This is a genomic window from Cerasibacillus terrae (assembly GCF_008039555.1).
Taxonomy (GTDB): domain Bacteria; phylum Bacillota; class Bacilli; order Bacillales; family Amphibacillaceae; genus Cerasibacillus; species Cerasibacillus terrae.
The window spans coordinates 50,579-70,503 of sequence record NZ_VDUW01000011.1 but is presented as its reverse complement, the minus strand read 5'-3'; the positions used below and the strand labels follow the sequence as shown (position 1 = coordinate 70,503).

19 protein-coding genes, 5 pseudogenes and 1 riboswitch are annotated in these 19,925 nt (G+C 34.3%); of the genes and pseudogenes, 17 read left to right on the top strand and 7 right to left on the bottom strand.

What is annotated here, in order from left to right:
• The 3 genes and pseudogenes from FHP05_RS15605 to FHP05_RS15600 form a co-directional block, all read left to right on the top strand.
• Positions 1-706, top strand: a 706-nt coding sequence (locus FHP05_RS15605; protein WP_230974007.1) for a DNA/RNA non-specific endonuclease, incomplete at its 5' end; no start/stop codon positions are given.
• A 244-nt stretch (positions 707-950) separates the two neighbouring features.
• Positions 951-1,436, top strand: coding sequence for an immunity protein YezG family protein (locus FHP05_RS13240; RefSeq protein ID WP_147669079.1), 486 nt, complete (start codon positions 951-953; stop codon positions 1,434-1,436).
• Between the two features lie 83 nt (positions 1,437-1,519).
• Positions 1,520-1,751: pseudogene (locus FHP05_RS15600) on the top strand (transposase); the annotation flags it as partial.
• 1 nt (position 1,752) lies between these two features.
• On the opposite strand, the pseudogene FHP05_RS15400 reads toward FHP05_RS15600, so the two are convergent.
• Positions 1,753-2,001 (bottom strand): annotated as a pseudogene (locus tag FHP05_RS15400) (transposase); the annotation flags it as partial.
• A 240-nt stretch (positions 2,002-2,241) separates the two neighbouring features.
• Here FHP05_RS15400 and FHP05_RS13230 point away from each other — a divergent pair.
• Positions 2,242-2,708: pseudogene (locus tag FHP05_RS13230) on the top strand (transposase); the annotation flags it as partial.
• A gap of 471 nt (positions 2,709-3,179) precedes the next feature.
• Here the strand turns inward: FHP05_RS13230 and FHP05_RS13225 are convergent.
• A complete protein-coding gene (locus FHP05_RS13225; RefSeq protein WP_147669075.1) occupies positions 3,180-3,998 on the bottom strand; it encodes a hypothetical protein in 819 nt (272 codons plus the stop codon).
• Between the two features lie 229 nt (positions 3,999-4,227).
• Positions 4,228-4,797: a hypothetical protein gene (locus tag FHP05_RS13220; protein ID WP_147669074.1), complete on the bottom strand. Its 570-nt coding sequence runs from the start codon at positions 4,795-4,797 to the stop codon at positions 4,228-4,230.
• 180 nt (positions 4,798-4,977) lie between these two features.
• On the opposite strand from FHP05_RS13220, the pseudogene FHP05_RS15780 reads away from it, so the two are divergent.
• The 3 genes and pseudogenes from FHP05_RS15780 to FHP05_RS13205 form a co-directional block, all read left to right on the top strand.
• Positions 4,978-5,091: pseudogene (locus FHP05_RS15780) on the top strand (IS3-like element IS655 family transposase); the annotation flags it as partial.
• A gap of 137 nt (positions 5,092-5,228) precedes the next feature.
• Entirely contained in the window at positions 5,229-5,414 is a 186-nt protein-coding gene (locus tag FHP05_RS13210; RefSeq protein ID WP_147669073.1) for a hypothetical protein, read from the top strand.
• 202 nt (positions 5,415-5,616) lie between these two features.
• A complete protein-coding gene (locus FHP05_RS13205; RefSeq protein WP_147669072.1) occupies positions 5,617-6,303 on the top strand; it encodes a YjjG family noncanonical pyrimidine nucleotidase in 687 nt (228 codons plus the stop codon).
• Positions 6,304-6,533: 230 nt separating this feature from the next.
• Here the strand turns inward: FHP05_RS13205 and FHP05_RS13200 are convergent, their stop codons facing one another.
• Positions 6,534-7,070 carry a phosphoribosyltransferase family protein gene (locus tag FHP05_RS13200; protein ID WP_147669071.1) on the bottom strand — a complete coding sequence of 179 codons (537 nt, stop codon included), beginning with the start codon at positions 7,068-7,070 and terminating at the stop codon, positions 6,534-6,536.
• Positions 7,071-7,088: 18 nt separating this feature from the next.
• Positions 7,089-8,159 (bottom strand): SulP family inorganic anion transporter, encoded by a 1,071-nt coding sequence (locus FHP05_RS13195; protein WP_147669070.1) that lies wholly within the window; start codon positions 8,157-8,159, stop codon positions 7,089-7,091.
• 78 nt (positions 8,160-8,237) lie between these two features.
• Positions 8,238-8,339, bottom strand: a riboswitch (purine riboswitch).
• Between the two features lie 435 nt (positions 8,340-8,774).
• Between FHP05_RS13195 and FHP05_RS13190 the strand changes: the two genes are divergently transcribed.
• The 3 genes from FHP05_RS13190 to FHP05_RS13180 all read left to right on the top strand — a co-directional run bounded on the left by FHP05_RS13190 (position 8,775) and on the right by FHP05_RS13180 (position 11,045).
• Positions 8,775-9,578, top strand: coding sequence for a transporter substrate-binding domain-containing protein (locus FHP05_RS13190; protein WP_147669068.1), 804 nt, complete (start codon positions 8,775-8,777; stop codon positions 9,576-9,578).
• 88 nt (positions 9,579-9,666) lie between these two features.
• Positions 9,667-10,320 (top strand): amino acid ABC transporter permease, encoded by a 654-nt coding sequence (locus tag FHP05_RS13185; protein ID WP_147669066.1) that lies wholly within the window; start codon positions 9,667-9,669, stop codon positions 10,318-10,320.
• Positions 10,321-10,322: 2 nt separating this feature from the next.
• Positions 10,323-11,045 (top strand): amino acid ABC transporter ATP-binding protein, encoded by a 723-nt coding sequence (locus FHP05_RS13180; RefSeq protein WP_147669091.1) that lies wholly within the window; start codon positions 10,323-10,325, stop codon positions 11,043-11,045.
• Positions 11,046-11,166: 121 nt separating this feature from the next.
• Here FHP05_RS13180 and chrA read toward each other — a convergent pair whose 3' ends face one another.
• Both chrA and FHP05_RS13170 read right to left on the bottom strand, forming a co-directional pair.
• Positions 11,167-12,360 carry a chromate efflux transporter gene (gene chrA / locus FHP05_RS13175; protein WP_147669063.1) on the bottom strand — a complete coding sequence of 398 codons (1,194 nt, stop codon included), beginning with the start codon at positions 12,358-12,360 and terminating at the stop codon, positions 11,167-11,169.
• A gap of 19 nt (positions 12,361-12,379) precedes the next feature.
• Positions 12,380-12,685 (bottom strand): PadR family transcriptional regulator, encoded by a 306-nt coding sequence (locus FHP05_RS13170; protein WP_147669060.1) that lies wholly within the window; start codon positions 12,683-12,685, stop codon positions 12,380-12,382.
• A 445-nt stretch (positions 12,686-13,130) separates the two neighbouring features.
• On the opposite strand from FHP05_RS13170, the gene FHP05_RS13165 reads away from it, so the two are divergent.
• The 7 genes and pseudogenes from FHP05_RS13165 to FHP05_RS13135 all read left to right on the top strand — a co-directional run bounded on the left by FHP05_RS13165 (position 13,131) and on the right by FHP05_RS13135 (position 19,854).
• Complete coding sequence (locus tag FHP05_RS13165; RefSeq protein WP_147669057.1) at positions 13,131-13,613, top strand: DUF2975 domain-containing protein; 483 nt, start codon at positions 13,131-13,133, stop codon at positions 13,611-13,613.
• A gap of 10 nt (positions 13,614-13,623) precedes the next feature.
• Positions 13,624-13,845, top strand: a complete 222-nt coding sequence (locus tag FHP05_RS13160; protein WP_147669054.1) for a helix-turn-helix domain-containing protein — start codon at positions 13,624-13,626, stop codon at positions 13,843-13,845.
• 130 nt (positions 13,846-13,975) lie between these two features.
• On the top strand, positions 13,976-14,740 hold the full coding sequence (locus tag FHP05_RS13155; RefSeq protein ID WP_147669088.1) for a DUF817 domain-containing protein: 765 nt from the start codon (positions 13,976-13,978) through the stop codon (positions 14,738-14,740).
• 227 nt (positions 14,741-14,967) lie between these two features.
• Positions 14,968-16,101 (top strand): plasmid pRiA4b ORF-3 family protein, encoded by a 1,134-nt coding sequence (locus FHP05_RS13150; protein ID WP_147669051.1) that lies wholly within the window; start codon positions 14,968-14,970, stop codon positions 16,099-16,101.
• A gap of 532 nt (positions 16,102-16,633) precedes the next feature.
• Positions 16,634-18,055, top strand: coding sequence for an alanine/glycine:cation symporter family protein (locus FHP05_RS13145; RefSeq protein WP_147669048.1), 1,422 nt, complete (start codon positions 16,634-16,636; stop codon positions 18,053-18,055).
• Between the two features lie 581 nt (positions 18,056-18,636).
• Positions 18,637-18,859, top strand: a pseudogene (locus tag FHP05_RS15710) (DUF6688 family protein); the annotation flags it as partial.
• A gap of 74 nt (positions 18,860-18,933) precedes the next feature.
• Positions 18,934-19,854 carry a cation diffusion facilitator family transporter gene (locus FHP05_RS13135; protein ID WP_147669045.1) on the top strand — a complete coding sequence of 307 codons (921 nt, stop codon included), beginning with the start codon at positions 18,934-18,936 and terminating at the stop codon, positions 19,852-19,854.
• The last annotated feature ends 71 nt before the right edge of the window (positions 19,855-19,925 follow it).

The following is a 19,925-nucleotide window of genomic DNA, read 5'->3' as shown; positions in this document are numbered from 1 at the left end:
CAAAACCGCATTAGGCAAGACGAAGGTTCCTGTTTTTTATAGGGAAAAACTTGCGACCAATTCAACCGATATCAATACCTTTGGAATGGAGATGAAACCTCTTAGTGAGGTTAAACCGCAGATGTTTGCGGTGAAGGGTTCTAAGGGTAATACTAGTAAGGCTGTTGATGTAATTAAAGATGGTAGTCACTTTTTAGATGAATTTAAATTGAAACCTAATGTAAAATATGAAACGAATGGATATCTATATCAAACAGATGAATTGGGACGAATTGAGAGAGCTTCTGGAGAATTAACGTTAGAGATAGGAGAACGTAATAGTAAGCATCAGTTAGCTGCTGGAGGGGAAGACCGAGTTAAAGCTCCTAGTACTCAAGGAGATCATGGCGGACATTTAATCGGTACACAATTTAATGGATCTCCGCTTATTGATAATATAGTTGCGATGAATGGTAATGTTAATGTAAGTGCTTATAAAAAATTGGAATTTGCTTGGGCAAAAGCTTTAAGAGATAAGCGGGAAGTTATTGTTGATATTAGACCTGTATATGAGGGGAATTCTGTAAGGCCTGTTAGCTTTAATATAAAATATAGAATTGATGGAGAAAAATTTAAAGCTAGTTTGAAAAATGTATATGGAGCTGTATATGCACATATGAATTATACTTGCATCAAGGAAGCAAATTCAAAACATAGTGTTTATTAATTAATTCATTGTTTCGAAGGAATGATTAAAATTTTAGAAACTATTTTTAACGATTTTATTTTTTGGTTTGTATGGTTACCTCTTATATTTTCAATTTCTATAATTGTTGTTTATAAAAAAGAGAATAAAAAGTTTATAAAACCCTTGTTAATATTTTTAGGTGCTTACTATACCGCAAGAACAATAATTTATATCCTATAGTATTTACTCTAATTATAAGAAAAGACACGAGAGAGGAAAGTAAATGAATACAGAGAACTTGGAAAGTATTTATCAAAAAGTAGCTATGCAGCTAAACAATATTATTCCAGAACCATGGAAAAAAGTAATGGTATATTCAGAAGTTGATGAATATAGTGATTCAACGGTGTTTTTCTACTATCCTAAAAATAGGCAGGAACCGATATACAGCTTAGATATTGAAGATATGGAAGGGATTGATGAAGAAGAGACTGATCGTCAATTAAACCTTCTTGACAGTATCTTTAGAGAGTTATGGGAAGAATTTAAAAGAAATAAGCAAGAACCTTGGAATAATTTAACATTTGAGTTATATTCTACTGGAAAGTTTGATATTGAATTTGATTATACTTTATTAGAGGAAGAAAATAATTATAATCATTATGAAAGATTAATTATATGGAAGTATAAAAAGTTAGGAATTTCCCCTGATGAAAAGAGAGAAAGTGATGTGAAACTAATTAGAGAATATATTAATACACAAAAATGATGGATAGGGGTTACACTTAGTTGGACAGTCAAGATAAGGTCCGTTACACTTAATAAAACATTTGTAATCGTGGAGTGATTTTAATGACAAGACGAAAACGTCGGACCTTTACAGCTGAATTTAAAAAACAGATGGTCTTATTATATGAGAACGAAAAACCACGTCAAGAAATTATTAAAGAATATGATTTAAGTCCATCTACATTTGATCGCTGGGTGAAACAATATGCTAACTCTGGTTCATTCAAAGAAAAGGATAATCGCTCTCCAGAGGAAATCGAGTTAATTAAACTTCGGAAAGAAGTCCAACAATTGCAAATATCATTTTCCATAGCAAGCCTTTGGTTTTCTTTACGTAATATGATTAGCTCTTCCTGTTCGGGGGTTCGATTGTCTTTTTCTTCAAAAGAACCAGATGCACGATGTTGGCGAACCCACCTATCAAAGGACGATGGTGTAAGTTCATATTCTTTGATGATTTCACTTCTTGTTTTACCAGATAAGTGCAGCTGAACGATTTGTTCTTTAAACTCTTTTGTAAATGACCTTCTTGGTTTTCTAGTCATTATTGATTCTCCTCCGACCTTTAATGAATCAAGTTTATATGACCTTAACGAATCTGTCCAACTAAGTGTAACCTATCCAAAAAGTAATTATAAAACCATCAGTTACCACCCTCTATATTCTCCAATACTATACCTTTGCTTTCCCCCTGCCTTTTAAATTTTTCGCAACTTTGACGTACAAAAGGGCGATTACTATGACGAGAGGCTACTCCACCTCAATTAACTCCTGAATGTCGATGTCTGGATAGGTTACACTTACAACAAAAATGGCATTATATCTGCGTACTGGTAGATTTATTTAACCGGGAAGTCATTGGTCACAGTGCTGGCCCTTATAAGAACGCTGAACTGGTTCAAAAAGCATTTCAACCGTTCCATACAATCTAAACCGCCTTGAGTTATTCCACACGGACCGTGGAAGTGAGTTTAAAAACAAGCTTATCGATGAAGCATTAGACGCGTTTGGGATTGAAAGATCATTAAGTGATAAAGGTACACCTTATGACAACGCAGTAGCTGAAGCAACGTTTAAAACGATTAAAACAGAGTTCGTTAATGGAAGAGTGTTCTCAAGCCAAAAAGAACTTGAGTTAGAGTTATTTGATTACGTAAACTGGTTTAATAATATTCGAATTCACGGCTCATTGGATTATTTAACACCAAAGGAATACAAGCAAAAACTCCAGGCAGAAGTGAACACGAACTAGTATCGAAGCGCCCACTTTACTTGGAATGGCGGGTGTGATAGCCTTTTTGTGGCATGCCAGCATAGTTTTAAATTAGCAGGCAGCATGGCATGGAAATCATACTCGCAGAGGCTCAAAGTCAAGTGACAATATTCGCGCACTATTTCCAACAAAGAGTTAAAATTCGAATGCCATAAACAAGTTTGTGTTCCTTAAAAAGTTTGTTCAGTTTAGTGTTGACATACCAAACTGATCCATACTTTCAACGTGCTTTTAATGCCTTAATCTCTTTCTTTAAGTCTGCAATTACCCTTTTCATTTCACTCTTATTCATTTTCCTTTCTCCCCCTCTTTTAAACACAAAAAAAGAGCCACAATTAAGTGACTCTCTTCATAACCCATATGATCCAATCCTAAAATTGCATATCCAAGACATGCGCCATCTTTCCAGTAAAATACTTTGGTTTGTTCTAACCCATTATGAAATTTTGTTTATTCATTCGCATCAATAATTCTCTTTATTAACTCAATTTCTGACCCCATAATACCGTATAACACACTAGGCAGATTATATAGATATTCTTTCTTACCAACCTTATAGTGAAGAATAGGTGTTACTGTATAGAAATCAAAATTTTCCTTTTCAACTTTGAAGGAGGAAACATCAAAGTGTTTAGGTTCATCCTTTGTTATTTGTATCTGTTCATCAAACTCATGAGAAAATAATCCTGTCAAATCAGCTACCTTTGTAATACTTACATTTTGATCACTTATCAACTTGAAATCTAGACTGAAATCCGGATATCCCACAGTATATTCCCCTTTAGGTTGAATACGGCCATTCGTATACCCCTTATTATTCTTTAGTATTATCTTTCCAATATCATACGTTTTCTTACCATTACTTTTAAAATTTATGATTAAATTGTTTGCCTCTTCAATGTCATCACTATCTATTTTTATTTTAGTTAAAATATTAAAAAATTGATACTCTTCATATGTTTCTCCTAGCGACAAATCATAATTAACGATTTCCAACTGAGGATTATCCAGTTCCATACTGGCAATCAAATCCATAGTTAAAGAACCTTGATCTGTTACTTTTTGCACCCCAAATATATTGAATGTCATACTTTGTCCGTCATCCATAACATGACTAATAAAATTCTTTCCAAATAAAAGTTCAACTTGATTATTATAAATAGCAACTTCCTTGTCCGTTTGATTGAATTTATAATTTATTACAAAAATTAAAGTTGTAATTATAATTACTACACTTAAAACTACATATAAAATTTGTCTCCTTCTCACTAATTTTCCTCCAATGTGTTTATGACTTTAATTATTTATGAAAAAGAATGTTCATTATATTATATTTTATTCTCACATAAAAAATGTTCTTTTATAACTAGTCTTTATTAAAAACTAAAAAAGAGCTGGACATATCCTATTCAAAGATTCCCCAGCTCACTTTTTTATGCGAAACAATCCATCCTCAAAAAATTATTTTACTCGTACATATAAGATAGCTTTTTAATATTTATTTATAGACAACCTGTAAATAAGTATCCTTACGAGGTGCATAGTGGTATCCTTTCTTTACTGTATGTGGATATACGTTTAACTTAGTCGTGATTAATCTTCTATTATAATCACTATAAAAGGCTAATTTACTCAAGCTTTTTTTATTTGCAGGTATAGAAATCGCAACACTATATGTTGTTGTGACGGTGTTAGACACTCCTATACTTGACGACACACTCTTAGCAGAAAGTCCTACATTAGCAGAAAGAGTTGCACTGGCATTTTGTGATTTACTCCATATATAACCATCCGATTTTGCCCAAGAACCTGTTAAATACCTAACAAATCGTTTTTTCTTTTTAGGACTAGACTTTTTTATTACTTTATACTTCGGAACACCACAAGCTACACACTCTAAGTCATTTGCAGTATTATACTCTACCTCTGATAACTCCCCCTTCACCTTCACTCCTGCCCCAAGTTTCGTATAATCTTCCTCATTAGCATTACTCTCTCCATCTTCAGACGTGCTCGCCGAAACAGTACTTACCATTACTCCAAAAATAGTAATACTTATGACAAACATTGAAAACAACTTCCACCTAAAGTTACTCAGCTATTACACCCTCTCGTTTTTTAATATTATCACTCCTGTATAAATTTTAAATAGTTAAATAGTTTCGATTTCTTTGTGCCCCCGGTAGGTAAATAGTAATAAGTATTTTATGATTATTCTTCCTTATTAATTATGTAGTTTAAGTCTTGATTTATTCGCCAACATCATGCATCTGGTTCTTTTGAAGAAAAAGATAATCGAACCACCGAACAGGAAGAGCTAATCAAATTACGAAAAGAATATGATGTTATAGTGTGGGAAAATATTAAAATTACTCAACCACTTTATGGAGGTACAAAAATACCGAAATCATTTGAATTAGCAGTAGATGGTGGAAAGTTTTGGGTACACCCAAATGGAACAAAGCACGCTTTATATAAGCCATAGAAGGATGTTTTTTTATGTTAAAAATAGTAGAATATAAAGAAAGACAGTCTGCAAATATTGAATATGATATTTATACACCGATTAATATAGAATTTGGTACTTGGAATATATCAAAAGAACCAACAATATATTGGAGAACAGGAGATTTTAAGAAATCTTTAATAGAAATAGGATTGGGAAAATATAGTGTCAACGAATAAATAATTTAGGAAATGAAAAGATAGGTGAGTGTATTTAGGAAACCCATGATGGTGGTATGGTCAATGCATTCTGTTTTTAATACTTGGATGCTAGTATGTCAACACTAAACTAAACAATATTTTCAAGGAATATAAACGATTTACGATAGGAAGTAAAATACTTTTAAGTATCTTTAAAATAATTTGAAAGTAGTGGGATAATATGAAGTATTACGATATTCTATTTTTTGATATGGATGACACGCTTTTCGATTTTACTAAGTCAGAGCGAATAGCTTTTCATAAAGTCTTTAATAAATATAATCTATCAAATGGCTTAAAGCTATATGAAAAGAGTTACCAGGAAATTAGTAAAGTATTGTGGAGAGATTTAGAAAAAGAAAAAATAGGCCTTGTTGAACTAGGTTCAGAGAGATTTCGGAGATTATTTTTAGAACACAAACTTGAAATGGACGCAGTTGTATTCAATCAAGATTATTTAAAGATTCTTGGAGAACAAACACACCTCGTTCAAGGAGCTGAAATAGTTATTAGGGGTCTGTCGCAAAAGCGCTTAGCAATTATTACGAATGGTTACACCGATGTACAAACATCAAGAATTAGTAATTCCCCATTAAAAGGTATATTTGAACATATTGTTATCTCTGAATCTACTGGATACCAAAAACCACACACAGGAATTTTTGATTATGCTTTTAATAAGCTAAAGATTACAAATAAATCCAACGTGCTAATGGTGGGTGATTCGTTGACATCTGATATTCAAGGTGGAATAAACTATGGTATGGATACTTGTTGGTTCAATCCTAAGCAAAAGGAAAATAATACATCTTTAAAACCTACGTATGAAATAAATAAATTAGAAAGCCTATTAGAGATTATAAAATAAGTGTATTCCATCTTGATGTAAGCAAAACAAAAAAGAGATAGACAGCAAATAATCAATGTCGGCTGTTTTTTCATTATCTTTTGTTTTCGATGAGGTTCTTTTTAGCTTCATTTTTAGCAATGGGTTCAATTAAGAGATTTTCTTATCTCATTTTAAAAAAACCAATCCTTTAAAGATTTTTTCTACAAGGATTGGTTTTCAGACTCAAAGTTATGTTCTTTTAACAACTTTCATTTAAAAATCGGCAATTTTTCTAAAAACAGGATATCATCTCTCATCGCTGAATCTCCCTCAGCTAGTATTGCTGCTTTTGCGACAACATTTCCGCCAGCTTTTTGAACAAGTTTTTCAAGGGCTTGAATGGACTCTCCCGTGCTAATCACATCATCAATTAATGCTACACGTTTCCCGCGAAGGAGTTCAACATCTTGTTTATCTAGATATAAGGTCTGGACTTTTTGTGTTGTAATGGAATTTACTTCATGTGTTAATGGGTTTCTCATATACGATTTGATACTTTTTCTCGCTACTACATAGCGTTTCATCTTTAATACTTTCGAAAGTTCATAAACGAACGGGATTCCTTTTGCTTCTGCTGTCACTAGTATATCTACTTCTGGTAGTTTTTCCGCTAATACTGGTGCTGCAGCAGTTACTAATTCCGTGTCACCCAATATAACAAAACTTGCGATTTTTATATGTTCATTTATCGCGATAATCGGTAATTGTCGTTTGACACCGGCAACATTTAATTCATAGGCTTTCATGTTTATCCCTCCACTGTTTTAAAATCCAAAAATTCCTATTAGAAATTGCATGATGACGCCTGCAAGCATACCCAAGAATGGGTCAGCAATTGCGGTCACAACCATTGTTATACCACCAATAAGACTTGATCCAGGCGTATCTCCAGTAAGTGCAGCTTCAGCATTCCCAGGTAGTGTAACAATCGCACCTAAGACAAATAGGAAACCTACGATAGAGGCACTTGGTACATATTTACCAATCTTCGGTAAGAGTTTTAAAAATAAAATGATAGCCATGATTACCATCATAATCACACCGGCTAATACGGCGTGTGGTGCGCTTGCGGTAGCAGATATAACAACCTCTACTGGTCCGCCTCCAAATAATGCAGAAGCCATATCTGCCATACTACTAATGATTGTGATGGTATCTACGTTAACATTCGCATCGGCAATATCTGCATTAATTCTTCCGAAAGCTATGTTGGCGCCAATGTTTAAACATGCCATAGCAAGTGCTCCACGAATAACCGTGGGGGTAAAGATTAATTTTTGTAGTTTAAACCTGTCCTCTTTTACATTTTCTGTAACACCTGTTTTATCTTTTTCAATAAAGTAGTAAATAACACTGGATAAAATAACGGATATGGTAATCGTGTAGACGAGGTCTTTCGTTGCCATATAAACAATCAGTGCACTAATTAAGGATGAAATTCCAACGACTCGGTCTTTCTTTGACATGTCCCAGGCGACTTTGGAAAGCATAATTCCTACACCTGCCATCATGCCGTTAGTAATTACTGGTCCGATCCAAGCAATAATTGCTTCCATCAAACCAAATAATCCGATAATAAGCATAATAAGTGCACCGAAGAAAATCATCGATAATCTTTCTCTGATGTTTTTCCCCATTGTACCAGCTACGGTAATGGTTTCTGCCTGAAATGAAATAACTGCAACACTATTTGTCAGGGTGTTCCCAAATGCTCCGATAATGAAAGCAAGGGCTGTAGGAACAGATGCAAAACCGAATGTCATAGCAAGTAATCCTTGTGGCAACCCGTTAAGTACACCACTTATTGCTGCAAGGATGTCTTTAATTATCTCCATGTTGTTAACTTCCTCTCTCCCCTGAACATGAAAGGTGCTTAGAAAAAACAAAAAAAGCCCTTCGTAAAAAACGGCTTTTTGGCATGCAGCACCGTCCATAGTAGAGTAATTTACGGTTACTCTGTAGAAACTCCCAGCCCATATTACTAGGATTATACGAGGTATGATTGATATTAAATTACGCTTCATATTAGCATAATTTTATAAGAAACACAATTTGTAATTATAATTTTTTTATTAGTAATTTTTGGGTAATAGAAAGTGATATGTATCTGTATATATTCTTTTAGCTCAGCTGTTTTCTTATATATTTACACAAATTTAGAACGTTCTTCTCTTTTGGTTTATGGAGCTCTCGATGAAATTACTTGCCGATGGGATATACCTTCCTTCCTTCTCCCAACACTTTCAAAAACTAATATCAGAGGATATGACAGTATATCTAACTCTCTAGAAGGATTTGTACAAGTTATACAGATTAATAGGAATAATCTTACAATATGTATGTATATCGCCTAATATCGTGTTTATACCAATTTTCAAATGTGTGAATATATCGATATAATAAAAAATATTGTTTGAAAAAATACATTTTTGCAGGGGGCCTATTTTTTAATGAATATAAAACAAAAGAAAACCACATTTGTGAATAAAATTGTAATGATTGCTTTGGTTGGTATCATTGCACTTGCATTAGCGGGATGTGGAGAAGATGAAGTAAATAGTGAATCTTCGGGTGAAACAAAAGAAGAAATCACAGTTGCAGTGGTGCAAGACTATCCACCATTTGAATATAAAGTAGATGAAGAATTGACTGGTTTTGATGTGGAAATAGTGGAAGCGATTGCTGAGAAAAAAGACTTAACTGTTAATTGGAAAATCATGAAATTTGATGGTATTATCCCAGCACTTCAAGCGAATCAAGTAGATGCAGCTGTATCGGCTATTGGAATAAGAGAGGATCGTCTGGAAGTAGTTAACTTCTCCAATCCATATTTTGAATCTGGTCTATCTTTAGTTACTTTAAAAGATAGTGCTATTGAAGGAGAAGCAGACTTAGAAGGAAAAACAATTGTTGCAAAACAAGGAACATCCAGTTTAGAATTAGCCAACGAACTTGCTGAAAAATATAATGGCGAGGTCACTAAACTTCAGGATGATGCCACCATGTATATGGAATTAGAGAATGATAATGCTGATGTTGTCATTAATGATTATCCTAGTGTTGCTTATAAAATTAACCAAGATGGGGAAGATTCTGAGCTTCGAATCGTTGGCGATAAATATCCAAGCGAAGATTATGGAATTGCCATTTCTAAAGGTAGCGAGGGACTAGTCGAAAAAATGAATAATGGACTTCAAAAGCTAAAAGATAGCGGCGAGTTTGACGAGTTGTATAATAAATATTTTTCTGAGTAATCAGTAGCATAAACAATTGTGATTTAATATAAAGGTGTGGCATAGTTTGTTACACCTTTCCTAAAAAGGAAGAGGGATGCCAAGCATAATGGAAACAATAAATATTATTCTAGATGGATTACCCACTCTATTAAAAGGGATGGGAGTAACAATAGAAGTAACGGTCATATCACTTATTCTTGCCATGGTTATTGGACTGGTACTTGGTGTATTTAGTATAACGAAGAGTAAAGTTTTGCGAATGATTTCAACCGTTTTTGTTGATATTATTCGTGGAACACCGTTACTCGTTCAAATATTATTTATTTATTTTGGTTTGCCAAGTGTAATTGATATTAGTCTAACAGCATTTTCCGCAGGTGTTATTGCGATTACGGTCAATGCCGCAGCCTATTTAGTAGAAATTTTCCGTGCTGGGATCAATTCTATTGATAAAGGGCAAATGGAAGCTGGAAGATCACTTGGTTTTTCTTATGGACAAACCATGCGTTTAATTATTTTGCCTCAAGCAATACGTCGCATGATTCCCGCATTCGTCAATCAATTTATAGTAAGTATTAAAGATACATCACTCCTTTCCGCGATAGGTTTAGCTGAGCTAACATTATCTGGTCAATCGATTTATGCTGCTAATTTCCATGCTTTTGAAATATTATTTGCAGTTGGAGTTCTGTATTTTGTTATTATTTATTCATTAACACTACTCTCACGCTGGCTTGAAAGGAGATTAGATGTAGCATGAAAATGATCGAAGTAAATCATCTGAAAAAGTCATTTGGTAAATTAGAGGTTCTTAAAGATATAAATATGAATGTTAACGAACAAGAAGTAGTTTGTGTCATTGGCCCTTCCGGTTCGGGAAAGAGTACACTTTTACGTTGCATGAATCTATTAGAAGAACCAACGGCTGGAGATATTTTTATTGAAGGAGATAAACTTACTGATTCCAAAACGAATATTAATGAATTGCGCCAAAGACTGGGAATGGTATTCCAACAATTTAACCTTTTCCCTCACATGACAGTAATGGAAAACATTACGCTTGGACCAAAACGCTTAAAAGGGAAATCGCAATCTGAAGCAAAAAAAATAGGAACACAGCTTCTTGAAAAAGTTGGATTAGTAGACAAAGGAGATGTCTATCCGGATAAGTTATCTGGTGGGCAAAAACAACGGGTAGCCATGGCTCGTGCTTTAGCGATGGAACCTCACATCATGTTATTTGATGAACCTACTTCGGCTCTAGACCCAGAAATGGTCGGTGAAGTTCTTCAGGTCATGCAAAATTTGGCTGAAGAAGGAATGACAATGACCATCGTGACACATGAAATGGGCTTCGCCAAGGAAGTTGCTGATCGTGTTATCTTTATGGATGAAGGTTTTATCGTCGAACAAGGAACCCCAGCTGAACTATTTGATAATCCACAAAACGAAAGAACCCAGGCTTTTTTATCAAAAGTACTGTAATCATAAAGATAAGCTTAGATGACCTCTAAGCTTATTTTTATGATCCAATTAACTCAATGGATTGATGTATCTAACACTACGAATTTGGACATTTTTTAATATACTAGGGTGTATTCTACGATTAAAATGTTATCAATTGTATGATATAACCACCTGTAATCCCTATTATAACAATCAACCATGCTGGTACTTTCCATATATTTAACAAACCAAACAAGATGACACCTAAGGCAAAGTCAGCTGGACTAAAAATGGAACTGTTAAGCACTGGGTCATAAAATGCAGCTAATAGAATACCTACAACACTAGCATTTACTCCCATTAAGATGCCCTGGAAGCTTCGTCGCTGACGTAATTCATTTAAGAAAGGTAGTGCTGCAATGATGAATAGAAATGATGGAAGAAAGATACCTATTGTTGCTACAATTGCTCCAACTATCCCTTCCATCATCGTTCCAAGGTAACTAGAAAAGGTAAATAATGGTCCTGGTACGGCTTGTGCCATACCGTAACCGGCTAAAAATTCATTTGCTGATAATAAACCTGTGGGTACTACTTCTCGCTCAATCATCGGTAATACAACATGTCCCCCACCAAATACGAGAGAGCCAACCCTAAAAAAGATATCAAAAATATGAATCAACGGATTATCTGATGCTTTATTCATGATGGGCAGTAAAATAAGTAAACTGATTAAAATACCTAAAGAGGTCAAACCAAGCTTTTTTGAAATATTGATGGAAAATGGCTGAACGTTTGATTCGGCTTTTTCTTTAAATAATGTTAAACCTAGTAATCCAGCACCTAAAATAATGATAATCTGCATCCATGCGGAAGGATACAATAACATGATAGCAGCAGCTACGATAGCAATTGCTAACCGGGGTTTATCAGGAGTTAGTTTTTTCCCTAATCCGATTAACGCATGTAGGACGACCGCCGCAGCAACGATCTTTAAGCTGTGTATAAAAATCGCATCTTCTAATGAGAATGTTTGATACATGAGGGCAAATATGATTAACACAATAATCGATGGGACGGTGAATCCGAACCATGAGACTAGTCCCCCAAGTAGCCCTCCACGTAACATACCGATTGATATACCTACTTGACTGCTTGCTGGTCCGGGTAGAAATTGGCATAATGCAATGATATCCGCATATGTCTTATCATCTAGCCATTTCCGGCGATCAATGTATTCGTCTTTAAAGTATGCCAAATGAGCAACGGGTCCTCCGAATGAAGTGAACCCTAACTTTGTTGAGGATAATAATATTTCTATGAGCGTTTGAATCTTACCCTTTTGTTTTGTCATTGTTGCACCCCTCCTTTAATTATTTTATTTCCTTAAATAACTCATAAGCTTTTTTTCTTGCCTCTATAAGTATTTCCTTTCCTTTATCCGTGGCTGTATAATATTTTCTTATTTTCCCTTCGACATTCTTATCAGTCTTTTTTAATAGTCCATCAGATTCCATAGAATGTAATATTGGATAAAGTGTCCCTGAGCTAATCTCATAACCATGCTCTTTTAGTTCATCAATCATCCAAGCACCATAAACAGGATGTTCCTGTGCATGATGTAATATATGAATGTGTATGAATCCAAGAAATAGTTTACGTAATACTTTATCTTCCATTAAATCTCCTCCCAGAGAATGTTTACGAATACCGATATCGAATTCCGATATTAAGGGTATTATACTTCATGTTATTCTAATAATTCAAGGACTTAACGATAAGGTTTACAGTATCTTTACATTTATTTAATAAAAGGTTTGAGATAAAAAAGAGAAGGGACAGAATCTCCACCTGTCCCTTCTACATCTTTCTTTTCAAATCTTCAATTTCGTTCCTATCCAATTGTGTTACTCTGGCAATAAGTTCAATGGAGAGATTCTCTTTCAAATTGCATGTCCTTAATTCCTACCTCTGTTCTGGTGTCAAATGTTTTTTATCTTTGCCTAAAATGTAAGGGTTTATTTTTATAACAATAAAATAATAACTATAATCAATAATTATTTATTGTAAAACGATAAATATCATGTTAAAATCAGTATAAATTAATTATGTGAGGTGCTTTTTATGAAACAAGGATCAACACTCTTCTTAAAGTTAGCTGTTTTTCTTATCGGGGCTCCAATTCTTGCTTTGTGCATATTTTTGGTACCAGGGATAGCGAATTATGCAGGAGAATTGTATCCAGATTTTGCTTATATAAAATATCTTATTTTAATTGTTATGTATGGGGCAGCGATACCTTTTTATTTTGCGCTGTATCAAGCTTTTCAACTATTAAACTATATTGATAAGAGTCAAGCTTTCTCGCCAATTTCAGTAAGAGCTTTAAAGAATATAAAATATTGTGCAATCACAATCAGTATGTTGTACGTGGTAGGCGTGCCACTCTTTTATCTCGTAGCGGAGAGAGATGACGCCCCAGGTATTATATTAATCGGACTGGTCATTATCTTTGCTTCCATGGTGATTGCCGTCTTTGCTGCTGTTCTTCAAAAGCTTTTACAAGAGGCGATTGATATCAAATCTGAAAATGATTTAACGGTTTGAGGTGAAAACAATGGCGATTATAATCAATATTGATGTGATGCTGGCTAAAAGGAAAATGAGCGTTACAGAACTTTCGGAAAGAGTAGGAATAACGATGGCTAATATTTCTATATTGAAAAATGGAAAGGCAAAAGCGATTCGATTATCCACTTTAGATTCGATTTGTAAGGCTTTAGACTGTCAGCCTGGGGATATTTTAGAATATCGAAGTGATGAAGACAGCCAAGTTTAATAAAGTAGAAATATTTAATGTTAAAATGAAATCTTTCTTTTCTGTTCAATGGATCAAATTCATAAGGGGGTTACCCATGACTTTAATCATTCAAAATGATTCTCAGGAAAAGCCGTTGAAGGCAAAAATTATAAGATCACTAAAACAACTTGTTCGTTTTGGTTGGGAGCAGGCCCTATCCTGTTTATTTTCTGTCGTTATTTTTGCCTCTCTGGCTATTACACAAGTCGTACCACTTCCCTTTTTACCACGGTATGATTGGCTGCTCATCATCTTTCTTCTGATGCAGGTTTGGATGGTCTTTTCTGGGCTTGAAACACGGGATGAATTAAAGGTTATCACATTGTTCCATCTTATTGGATTAGCTCTTGAAATTTTTAAGGTACATATGGGCTCCTGGTCTTATCCAGAGGAAGGATATTTCAAAATTTTTGGAGTGCCTTTGTATAGTGGATTCATGTATGCTAGTGTGGCGAGTTATCTTTGTCAGGCGTGGAGGAGGTTAAAGGTCGAACTTGTGGAGTGGCCATCGTTTTTAGTAGTTGTACCTCTCGCAGCCGCGATTTATTTGAATTTCTTTACCCATCATTTTTGGATTGACATTCGTTGGTGGTTAGCAGGGCTTGTCATTATCGTCTTTTGGAAATCATGGGTTACATACGAGGTTAATAGGACTCGTTACCGTATGCCACTCGCTTTTTCTTTTGTGCTCATTGGATTTTTTATCTGGATAGCCGAAAATATCGCGACATTCTTTGGAGCGTGGAAATATCCAAATCAAACCGACGCATGGAGTCTCGTTCATTTAGGAAAAGTGAGTTCATGGGTCTTATTAGTGATTGTAAGCTTTCTTATAGTAGCAACATTAAAACAAATTAAGGGGAAACTCTACTAGAATAAATACTAGGTTTTAGTATGTAAATCCTCCTAAGTATATGTGAGGATATTGTAAGTAAATTTCACGTTTAATTTTATCTAAAATTCTGGACTTAGTACCTCATAACAATTACAATCGAATCAACATAAATAACTAAATCGCTTCTATATTAATCACAAGCTTATAAGATGCATAGGAAGGCAATTTTTAATCTCTTACTTTCCATTTGAATGGAGTGAATATTCATGTTAATTCAATGTACGAAAAAGTTATTGGATCGTATGAAAGTTCAACCACAACCACGAATAGAAGAAAATCCTATTTTTTTATGGCATGCCAATCTGATTACGATGAATCGTCGGCAGACAGTTATTTTAATGAATGACCAATCGAAATACGTGATTGTACTATATGGATTGAAAGGAAAGGATTTTTCTAAAATAAATGAGTGGATAAGGCAAGCCATTCGAAATGTATTCCGAGAAGAGGGAATTTGGGAAAAGATTATTGATGATTATCTCCACCAGGCAGGAGATGTTGTTTTTACAAAAACGAAGGATCGAAGTTCTGTTGCGAAATTGAATCGCGCATGTGGTGATGTACAGTTTTTTGAAGACTTATTAGATCCTGATTCGGTTATCCAATCGAATATAAGCTTTGAGGTAAGTCGTACTTTAGTTGGTGATGGGAAAAATGACTATTTTCAACCGAATGAAAAGTTGTATCAGGATTTGCATCAATGGACTGGCGAAGAAATCTTTAGTATGAAAGCGGTCGAATTAAAAGTGACACTGATGCTGGATAAATATCATGTCTGGCGTCGATTAATTGTTCCGTTGCACCGTACATTTCAACAACTTCATGACATAGTGCAAGTTGCATTTAGCTGGCAGGATTATCATCTTCATGAATTTTATATTTGTGACCAAACGAAACCAGGGAAAATTACCTCAATCAATCATCCTAGCTTCACGAAAGAAGGGTATAAGCCAATCGTAAATTTAGTCTGTGATGAGGAGGCTTTTGCTTATCCTGTTGATGATGTGGAGATGAGGATGGAAACAGGTATTAAGTTATCGGAGTATATTCCTAAATCGAAAGTATTGAGGTATAACTATGATTTTGGTGATAATTGGCGCCATCGTATGGACGTATTGCGAGTAATTGATAATTATAAACATAATCATCCAGTATGCCTTGCAGGAGATGGAAAAGCACCACCAGAAGATGTTGGTGGCGAAGGTGGATATGAGGAGTTCCTTAGAATTATTGAAAATCCTGAGGACCCAGATTTCGTTCATATGGAAAGATGGGTTATAGGTCAGGGGTTTGAGGAGTTTGATATGGAAAGAATGAATCAGATGTTAAAAGAGAAGTAATGATGATTTTTAGTAAGGTTTCGTCATTCCATTATTTACAGCAAATCAGTTGAACATTATAAATCGAATGTTTAATGTTATGGAGCATTTCTTTGTAATGAGAAATGCTTTTTACTTTTCTAAGATCAATGTTTGGTATCACATCATTAATTTATTTTATTACCAGGGCTTCCAGAAAAATTAATAATCATTATTTAGTGTGATAAAGCTTTTTCATATAACAGAGTGAAAAAGAATTTACAAAATGAACGTAATATTTACTATTGTAAAAATTAATTAAATAGGATAAAATTATGGAATCGTTCTGCTTTACCTTTATTACATAAAAAGCTAAATCAGCGTTTGTTGTACTTTACTGGGAAATAAAATGTATGTTCTATTAAACTGTGGGAGATTGCATTTTATATGAATGCATTTAATTAAAAAAGAAGGTAATGATAGGAGTAAAATTTATAAAGATACGAAAAAAGCCATTTCGTTATATATGGGATGATGATTGAATAATTATCGCATGAGATCAGGAGGAGTGTTTATGGGGTTTATTCGTGATTTAATTGATGTAAGTAACACAGTTTTATGGTCTTATCTATTAATATATATGCTTATTGGGCTTGGGCTTTATTTTACAATACGAACAGGGTTTGTACAGTTTCGTTATTTTGGTGAGATGTTCCGTTTACTTGGTGATCGAAACGGACTTTCTAAAAGAGATAAAAAAGGAATTTCATCTTTACAAGCTTTTTTTATTAGTACGGCATCTCGTGTTGGTACGGGGAATCTAGCAGGGGTTGCTTTTGCGATTGCTGTTGGTGGTCCTGGTGCTGTTTTTTGGATGTGGATTATTGCCCTTGTTGGGATGGCATCAAGTTTTATAGAGAGTACATTAGCGCAAGTGTATAAAGTACAGGACGGGGATCAGTTCCGTGGCGGTCCAGCGTATTATATGGAAAAAGCATTAGGTCAACGTTGGATGGGTGTATTATTTGCCATCCTTATCACACTTTGTTTTGGACTTATTTTTAATGCGGTGCAAGCAAATACGATTTCTCTAGCATTTGAAGGTGTTTTTCATATTGATAAAAGCGTAATTGGTATTCTGCTTGCTATATTTACAGCTGTAATTATATTTGGTGGACTAAAGCGGATTGCAAAGGTAAGTCAGATACTTGTACCAGTTTTAGCAACTATTTATATATTAATCGCGCTATATGTTTGTATTGTCAATATTACGGAAATTCCAGCTGTCCTTTCGATTATAGTAAAAAGTGCATTTGGTATGGAACAAGTAGTTGGTGGAGGGCTTGGTGCTGCGTTATTAAATGGAATTAAGCGTGGTCTATTTTCAAATGAAGCGGGTATGGGTAGTGCACCGAACGCAGCTGCAACAGCAAATGTGTCACACCCGGCAAAACAAGGGTTTATTCAGACACTAGGTGTGTTTTTTGATACGATTGTCATTTGTAGTGCGACTGCCTTTATTATTCTTTTATATAATGTTACACCAGATGCTAAATTAGATGGTATTCAAATTACCCAAGCCGCTCTAGGAACACATATGGGTAGTTGGGCTGAAGTATTCTTAGCGATAGCCATTCTATTGTTTGCATATAGTTCTATCATCGGTAATTATTATTATGGAGAAACAAATATTGAATTTATTAAAACAAATAAAGCATGGTTATTCATTTATCGTTTAGCAGTAGTTGGAATGGTTATCTTTGGTTCTGTGGCAAAATTCCAACTCGTATGGGATATGGCTGATTTATTTATGGGTCTAATGGCTGTGTTAAATTTAATCGCTATTACCTTACTCGCAAAAACTGCAATCAAAGTATTAAAAGATTACGCTCGCCAACGTAAGGAAGGAAAGGACCCCGTATTTAAAGCAAGCAATATTCCTGGATTAACACATGCAGAATGTTGGGAAGAAAATATAGAACAAGAATCGAAGTAAATTTATTTACATTAAAATACTACCAATTGACGTAAATATCTTGCTATCAACAGTTCCCACATAAGCTTGGGAACTGTTTTTTTATGTGCAATATGTTGGATTTAAGGATAATCTCTCGTATTTCTAAATATTATTTAAGAAAAGAGTTGCAAAATCTCACTCCTTGGGTTAGTATATTTATTAACAATAATGATAATCATTATCATTTAGATTTGCCCCTTTTATTTATATAGATAAGTTCTGTAATTTTGAGTGACTACCCCTCCTCATATTACAGAACTTATTTTTGGTTTTTTACTATAGATCAGCCTCATATGTAGTGAAATAATAATAGTTTGTTGCCCGTTTTTATTCTTTTTTCTGTTTTACGGTCACTAAAATTCATTTGGGTGACCGTTTTTATTAGTTTTTAGTATTATCAGTCACTAAAACTGTTTTGGATGCCCGTATTTACATTTTTTTCACATTATCGGTCACTAAACTCGAAATGGATGCCTGTTTTTATAATTTTCTCCTTTATTCGGTCACTAATCCTCATAATGGTACTTTCCTTTGTATTTTTTTCACTTCAATAGTCATTTGCTTTTGAAAATATTTTGGAGAATTATATGCTGAACTCCCACAAGTAATTCGTCATTTTTATGATAAATATGGCCATCCTATTAACAAACATCAAGTTGGTCAGTTGATGCTATCTATTTACTGATGAAGCCGTTAGAGTGGTTTTTTCTGTTTGTATTATATACAGTGGATACAAAACCAGAAAATAGAATTCATATTCAATATAGTGGGCTAAGAAAGTAAGCATGAACTTCTTATTAACATGTTACATATTTAGTATCAAACAGCATATAACGAAAACAGGAGGCGCAATTGTTATGGCAGATCACCACGGGCACCATCATGGACATCATCACCATGGAATAAATCGTGAAGGAAATAAAAAAGGGTTAACCATAGCCCTAATTATTACTTTTAGTATTATGATTATGGAGTTTGTCGGTGGGCTAATCACTAATAGTCTTGCTTTATTATCTGATGCTGGACATATGTTAAGTGATTCTAGTTCATTACTCTTAAGTTTGATTGCTTTTTGGTTTGCGGCAAAACCACCATCAGCCAATAAAACATATGGATATTATCGTTTCGAAATTTTAGCAGCCTTTTTCAATGGAATAACTTTATTTGTAATGGCAGGCTGGATTATTTACGAAGCATATGGGAGATTTTTCGAACCACCTACTGTTTCTAGTGGCACCATGATATGGATAGCATCTATAGGATTAATTGCGAATCTTCTAAGTGCATATTTCCTTATGAAGAAAGGGAATGTGGAGGAAAATGTCAATGTAAAAAGTGCTTATTTACATGTTATTGGAGATGCGCTGGGTTCATTAGGAGCAATTGTAGCAGGACTTGTTATGTTATTTTTTGAATGGTATATAGCAGACCCGATTATTAGTGTCATTGTCGCATTATTAATTTTAAAAAGTGCTTGGGGTGTCTTAAAAACAACCATTCATATCTTAATGGAAGGTACTCCAATTACAATTGATCAGAAAAAAGTAAAAGAAGTCTTGCTTTCGATAGAGGGTGTGAAAGATATCCATGATTTACATATTTGGACAATCACATCCGGGTTAGATTCGCTAACCTGCCATGTACTCATTAAAGATGGAGTAGACGAACAGGATATATTACAACAAGCAATAAAGCAAATTGAAACTAATTTTGGAATCACACATACGACCATTCAAGTTGAAAAATCCGATTTACAACATAAGGAATTTGAGGTTTAGAGAAAATGTACTAGCTTTTATATTGGTTTACTCTTCCCTTTTTAAGTAAAAGTATCTTTCCGATTTAAGGA